This is a genomic window from Aphanizomenon sp. UHCC 0183, assembly GCF_009712065.1.
GTDB lineage: Bacteria > Cyanobacteriota > Cyanobacteriia > Cyanobacteriales > Nostocaceae > Dolichospermum > Dolichospermum heterosporum.
This window is the reverse complement of record NZ_VILC01000066.1, coordinates 1-6461: the sequence shown is the minus strand read 5'-3', so window position 1 is coordinate 6461 and position 6461 is coordinate 1. Positions and strand designations below refer to the sequence as shown.

Genomic DNA, 6461 nt, shown 5'->3' with positions numbered 1-6461 from the left:
CTCCCCCCCTCCCTCTCTTCTCCCCCTACCTCTCTTCCCCCCCTACCTCTCTCCCCCCCCCACCTCTCTCCCCCCGTCATTTTCGGGTTGACAGACTACTACTCCAGCAGACCCAAAACGATAACCTTTACCATAAACAGTATGAATCATTGGTGTTTCACCCGCGCCTTCCACCTTGCGACGCAACAGACGAATTAAAGCCGCAATCACATTACTATTAGGTTGCTCCTCATTTTGCCATAAATGCTGCAAAATTTGACCATGAGTCAGTAATTGTCCCGAATTTTCCATGAAGTATTGTAACAACTGACTTTCTTTTTGAGAGAGTTCTATCATTCTTCCGTGACGATAAGCTATTTGATTTTCTATATCAAGTTCTAAATCTGCTACAACTAACTTTCCTTTTGTACTACTATAAGATTCTGTGCCAGTACGACGTAACAAAGCCCGGACTCTTGCCAGTAATTCCCGTAATTCAAAAGGTTTTACTAAATAATCATCAGCACCTGCATCCAAACCTTGAACTCTGTCATCTAAAGTATCTTTTGCCGTTAGAAATAGCACAGGAGTTATTTTCCCTTGCCGACGTAATTCCTGACAAATCTCTAACCCCGTTTTTCCCGGTAACATCCAGTCTAAAATCAGTAAATCATAACTGCCTATTGCCGCTAAATTACTGCCACTTATTCCATCATCAGTAGCATCAACACTGTAACCTTCACGGGTTAACAGACGACTTAAAGGGTCAGTTAGTTCGACTTCATCATCAACTAATAAAATTTTCATTATGTTAGTAGTGAGTAATATAGATATATTCTCAATATAGTGAACTGCAAACACATCAAGAATACCAAAAAAAAGAATGTTAACTGTTGCAATACCAAAAGGGGAACTACTTAAACCTAGTCTCCGCATATTACAATCTGTAGGATTAGATTTTAGTGCTTTTTTAGAATCAGGCAACCGCCAATTGCAAATTCCTGATGCCAGTGGACAAGCAAAAGCGTTGTTAGTCCGAGCGCAAGATGTACCTGTTTATGTAGAATATGGTCAGGCACAATTGGGAATTGTCGGCTACGATGTCCTGAGAGAAAAACAGCCCCAAGTTGCCCAATTAGTAGATTTAAAATTTGGATATTGTCGGATGTCTGTGGCTGTAAAAGCTACCAGTTCCTACAAATCTCCTTTAGATTTACCTGCTCATGGTCGAGTTGCTTCTAAATATGTAAATTGTGCGCGAGAATATTTCCAAGGTTTGGATTTACCAATAGAAATTGTCCCCTTATACGGTTCTGTGGAATTAGGTCCAATTACCGGAATGTCGGAAGCAATTGTTGACATAGTTTCCACAGGAAAGACTTTAAAGGAAAATGGTTTAATTGAAATTGCGACTTTGTATGAAAGTACAGCCCGGTTAATTGTCCACCCTTTAAGTTATCGGTTGAATACAGGTAATTTAAATCAATTAATTGAACAAATGCGGTCAGAACTTCTCACAGCAGTTTAATTTAGTTTCTCAGATCCCCGACTTCTTGGAGAAGTCGGGGATCTTAAATTTAGGATTTTTTGACGTTATTGACAGCACTAAGTTGATCTAAAATTGCGAGAACCTCTTGTTCAAATGCAACTTGAGCGCGGTTAGTTTTTCCGCCAATATACAAAGTTTCGCCCTTTTGTAAAGCCCAAATTTGAGAATGGGAGAAATAACTCATAACTACACCTAACATCAACAAACCAAAACCTGTATAAACAATAGGAATACCAGGATCAAATTTGATTTGTAAACCCGTGCTACCCATGACATCAAGAATTTGTAAATTTACCCCATTTACAGGGGTAGACATTCCTGCACGCACAGTATTAATTAATTTACCTTGGGCATCATAAATTAATACCATACCTTGCAAATCCTTGGCTAATAGGGAAACACCTTCACTTAAATCAGGTTTAGTCGGAATCCAAGTTCCCCAAATTCTCCCTCTACCTTTGGTGTCTAATTGTACCATTGGTAATTGAAAAATTGGACTTTTATTTAATCTCACCCGAACATTAGAAATTCCCCAATCTGTTTGATAGAAAACGACACCATGATAACGGAGAGGTTTGTTAACATAAATTTTCTCATGGTTAACTTCTTGACCATCATTATTCAATACAGACATATCTGAATAAAATTGGTCAATCCCCCCCGTTGGTGTGTAATCAATCCAAAAGCGATTGACACGCACAGACCAATCTTTTAACACATCTGTAGATGACCAAGCACCAGCATCAACAATATTTTTTACCTGGAATGTATCACCGCTAGTAATCATTTCTTGAGCCATGAATCCCGTCATTGCTCCCCAAATTCCTCCCAGCAAAATAGCAACAATACCAATGTGAACAATGATCGGACCAATGCGCCCAACTATACCTTTACGGGCATAGAGAATATCATCTTTTTTTTGATTTGTTTCTTGAAATATGCGATAACTTTTTTGCTGCAAAATTGACGGAATTGATGACAAATAAACACCCTCCAATTCAGCGCTCAAAGCTAACTTTGTAAAGTTACGAGGTTCTTCGTAATATTTCCACTTCTGAGCAGCTTTGAGGGCTGGTAATTGCCGAGTAAAGGTACAAGCTGTTAAACTAGTTCCAAATAAAACTAATAAACTCAAAAACCACCAAGTTCTATATACATGATCTAATCCAACTACTTGAATAACTTTCCAAGAAAGAAAACCAAATAAAGCAGGATGTTCTGGATAATTAGATTGGTAAAAATCAGGCAATTGTCCCTGTTCAATTACTGTACCACTAACACTAAATAAGGCAATAACCAGTAATAGGATAATTGCCAACCGTAAATCAGTTAATACAGGTAAAATTTGCCGACGGATAAACCTACCAGGGATTAACCACCAACTTAATTCTGTGGATGTTGTCTGATCTGAAGTCATTGCTTAGAAACTACCAATAGGAATGCGAGAAAGTAAAGAAAAAACACCAAAGCCTACTAATAACCCACCACTAACAGGATTGATCCAACCAGACCAACGGCGCAATTCTAATAGGTTTTTAATTGCAGCAGTAAATGTACCTGCTAGAATTAATGGAGTTACATATCCGGCTGTGTAAGAAAGTAGTAAAACAGCACCTAAAACTAAATCTTGAGTATTAGCAACCCAACCTAATAAACTAGCTAAAACTGGTGTGCTACAAGGAGAAGCGACTAAACCAAATGTTAAACCAATCAAGTATGAACGGACTCCCGCAGGTAGATCTTGAGAAATCCAATTTGTTTCATTCAAAGAAGGAAATTGTATGGGTAATGCTTCTAATAAGTTTAGTCCCATAATAATAGCGATAATGCTGACAACAATTGGTAAACCAATTCCTATCTGTCCATAGACTTTACCAACTAAACCTGCGAGGATTCCCATACCTGCTAATGTAGTTGCTAATCCTAACGCGAACCAAGTTGATTGGGCTGCTGCTTGCAAACGACTTTTAGCCTCATAACCACCAATATAGCCAATGGTAATGGGCAGCATAGATAGCATACAAGGCGTGAGGCTGGTCAGCAAGCCAGCCAGAAAAATAATGCCAATGCTGACGAAACTCAAGTGGGTGAGTTGGTTCGCAACAAGGGTGTTGGCAAATTGTTCAAGTTCATAAATGCGTGTTTCCAGAGTTTCTAGCATGGGTATATTTACGTGATAAATGCTTACTCTGCTTGAATTTTAACGTATTTTGGGTGATGAAGTCATAAAAGTAAGTATCATACTGCAAAGTATACTTCCGGATTTTTGTGAAAAATTAATGAATTTATAGTAAAGATTACCCGAAATTGGATTAATTGTTCTGACAGTTGCCTTAATGGCACATTATCATCAAATACACATTTAAAATCAAAAAGACTCATTCAGAAGGAATCTACCACCATGACTCGCAAAGCCAACAAAGTCTTACAACAATCTGGAGTTATTCCCTATCGAATCATAGATGGAAAAGTTGAAGTTCTATTGATTACCACTCGCAGCCGTCAAGGTTGGGTAATTCCTAAAGGGGGACTTTGTAAAGGTATGAGTCCCCATGATTCAGCAGCTAAGGAGGCATGGGAAGAAGCAGGAGTGGTCGGTAGAGTCACAACTGAAGAGTTAGGTAATTATAAATATCGAAAACGCGGGAATACCTATCAAGTAAATTTATTTTTACTACCTGTAGAAATAATCTTAGAAGATTGGCCAGAAGCTACCGCCAGAGAAAGAAAATGGTTAGAGGTGAATCAAGCCGCCGAATTAGTCAAGGAAACTTCACTCAAAAAAATTATTCAAAATTCATGGATATTATAGACACCTATCCAGAATATCCAGATCCCCGACTTCTTAAAGAAGTCGGGGATCTTATTTTAAATCATCTCAAAAGCTAAATTATGACTTTTAAGAAAATTATGAGTAAAATGATCTACTACATTTGTATCACTCAATTCTAAATTGTAAAAATCTACAAACTCATGATCAAAATATGGTCCTGCGTGCCAAGTTCCTACACTTAATTTAATAAAACAATTTCCCGGAATCCGAAAAGCCGCAAGTTTTGATAATAGAGGTTCATTCGTCTCATTATCAGGTGGACAAACTGCCATTAACCAATCTTTACCCTCCAAAGAACCTAAACATTGAGTACATTTGATATGACGAGTAATTTGGTGAAATCTCCGTCCTTTTTTGTGCAATCGCATAATATAAAAACGGGGAATACCATTTTGTAAATTTAACTGTGCATCTTCTTGATCAAAATTTTTCCCATCTTTACTTGCGTATATTACCTGTCCATAAGGTTGAAAATTTTCTGGTGTAATCAATTGAGATGGCAGTTCTTGTATTGTTGATAATGCACTCATAACTTTTTTACTTGATAGTTTAGCTACAATCTAACAACGCCTGTTTAAATTCTGCTGCTGTTTGAAAATAAATTTGCGGTTGTTCCCGCAAAGCTAAATCTATCACCTTTGCTAATTTTTGGGGAATACCATGATGACGCTGAAGAATAGGAACAGGGCTATTTTGTAAAACTGATAACCAAGGATCACCTGTAAAATTACGGGGGAAATATCCCGTTAGCATATTATATAAACAAGCTGCTGTTGCCCAGATATCAATTTCCGGTAATTCGTCTTTAAAATTTAGCACCTGTTGACGGGGCATAAATGCAGGTGTTCCCATCTTTGTGCCGGTTAAAGTTTGTCCACTTAACCCAGCTAAGTCAAATGCTTTGGATAAACCGTAATCGCCTATTTTTACAACTATTTTATCGTTAATTTTACTGATGAAAATATTATTGGGTTTTAAATTTTGATGAACTAAACCCTTACCTTTCGTCATTATTCCATCAACTGATTTAATATAGGGAATTTCGACTTCATGGGCATATATTAAACCATCAAGAACTTGTAAGGTTATATCTACGGCAATATCAACAGGTAACCGCCATCCTGATCTTTGCATGAAGTCCCAAACATTACCTCCTGGAAAATATTCCATTGTGAAAAAGAAAGTATTTTCTACAAAGCCATAATCTAACAATTGCACAATATTAGGATGTTGTAAAATCTTGATGTTTTCTGTTTCTCTCAAAAACATTTCTATCCCATTTTTTTGCTTCGCAACCGCAGGTAACATAATCTTAAGAGCGATGGATTTCTTGGTTTGAATATCCTTGGCTGCAAATACTTCTGCAAAGTCACCTTTACCTAACGACTTGGTTAAACTATAGCCAGAGATACTTTGAAGACTAGCATGACCACTTTGAGATAAATTTATGAGTTTTTCAGCAACGGTTAAAAAATTCCGTTGTTCGTTTTCTTCTGGGACAGGTAAATCTGGTATTTGGTTTAATTGATCTTCTGCTTGTACGCTAATTTTAAAAAGAATATCACCCAACTTAATTTCATCACCGTCCTGTAAATTGTATTCGGGAAAACTTAATTTTACAGCTTCTTGGGCTGGTTGTTGCCTTTGTCTTTGTCCAATTTTTTTACCGTTTACAAAAGTACCATTTAAACTTCCTAAATCTCGCACACGAATATCTGGGGGGTTAATATCAAGTAAACAGTGATAGCGGGAAATAGTCATATCAACCTTATCAGCTATTTGCAAGTTACAATCATCGTTTCTGCCAACAATACAAGTGCTGCGAGATTCAAAAACATATTGTTTTCTAGAAAGTTTACCCTGTGTGATGGTAAGTGTAATTTTAGATGGCATTTTTAATAATTAATAATTCAAACTTGAACTAGTAGTCTGTCAATCCAAAAATGACGGGTAAAGGCAAGCAGGGGGAGAAGAGGGGTAGGGGGAGTAGGGGAGGGAAAAACAGAAGTTTCTTCCTATCATTACCCGTCAAAATAAATTTGACGAACTACTAAGGAACGCAAATTTAATAACCTGCAATTCTGATGTAACCTGGAATGG

Annotated in this window: 7 protein-coding genes; 2 read left to right on the top strand and 5 right to left on the bottom strand. The window is 37.3% G+C overall.

All coding sequences use genetic code 11. From position 1 onward, the window contains the following. Positions 1 to 42: 42 nt before the first annotated feature. Complete coding sequence (rppA, locus tag FJR37_RS18705) at positions 43 to 786, bottom strand: two-component system response regulator RppA (RefSeq protein WP_168466791.1); 744 nt, start codon at positions 784 to 786, stop codon at positions 43 to 45. Positions 787 to 862: 76 nt separating this feature from the next. On the opposite strand from rppA, the gene hisG reads away from it, so the two are divergent. Then, a complete protein-coding gene (gene hisG / locus FJR37_RS18700; protein ID WP_168466790.1) occupies positions 863 to 1507 on the top strand; it encodes an ATP phosphoribosyltransferase in 645 nt (214 codons plus the stop codon). 49 nt (positions 1508 to 1556) lie between these two features. Here the strand turns inward: hisG and FJR37_RS18695 are convergent, their stop codons facing one another. Together FJR37_RS18695 and FJR37_RS18690 are read right to left on the bottom strand one after the other, a co-directional pair. Continuing rightward, positions 1557 to 2945 (bottom strand): cytochrome c biogenesis protein, encoded by a 1389-nt coding sequence (locus tag FJR37_RS18695; RefSeq protein ID WP_168466789.1) that lies wholly within the window; start codon positions 2943 to 2945, stop codon positions 1557 to 1559. Between the two features lie 3 nt (positions 2946 to 2948). Next, complete coding sequence (locus FJR37_RS18690; protein WP_168466788.1) at positions 2949 to 3689, bottom strand: cytochrome c biogenesis protein CcdA; 741 nt, start codon at positions 3687 to 3689, stop codon at positions 2949 to 2951. Positions 3690 to 3929: 240 nt separating this feature from the next. Between FJR37_RS18690 and FJR37_RS18685 the strand changes: the two genes are divergently transcribed. Then, positions 3930 to 4340 (top strand): NUDIX hydrolase, encoded by a 411-nt coding sequence (locus tag FJR37_RS18685; protein WP_168466787.1) that lies wholly within the window; start codon positions 3930 to 3932, stop codon positions 4338 to 4340. Between the two features lie 56 nt (positions 4341 to 4396). Here the strand turns inward: FJR37_RS18685 and FJR37_RS18680 are convergent, their stop codons facing one another. Continuing rightward, positions 4397 to 4891 carry an ureidoglycolate lyase gene (locus FJR37_RS18680; protein ID WP_168466786.1) on the bottom strand — a complete coding sequence of 165 codons (495 nt, stop codon included), beginning with the start codon at positions 4889 to 4891 and terminating at the stop codon, positions 4397 to 4399. A gap of 19 nt (positions 4892 to 4910) precedes the next feature. Then, positions 4911 to 6254, bottom strand: coding sequence for a protein kinase (locus tag FJR37_RS18675; RefSeq protein WP_168466785.1), 1344 nt, complete (start codon positions 6252 to 6254; stop codon positions 4911 to 4913). Positions 6255 to 6461: the final 207 nt, after the last annotated feature.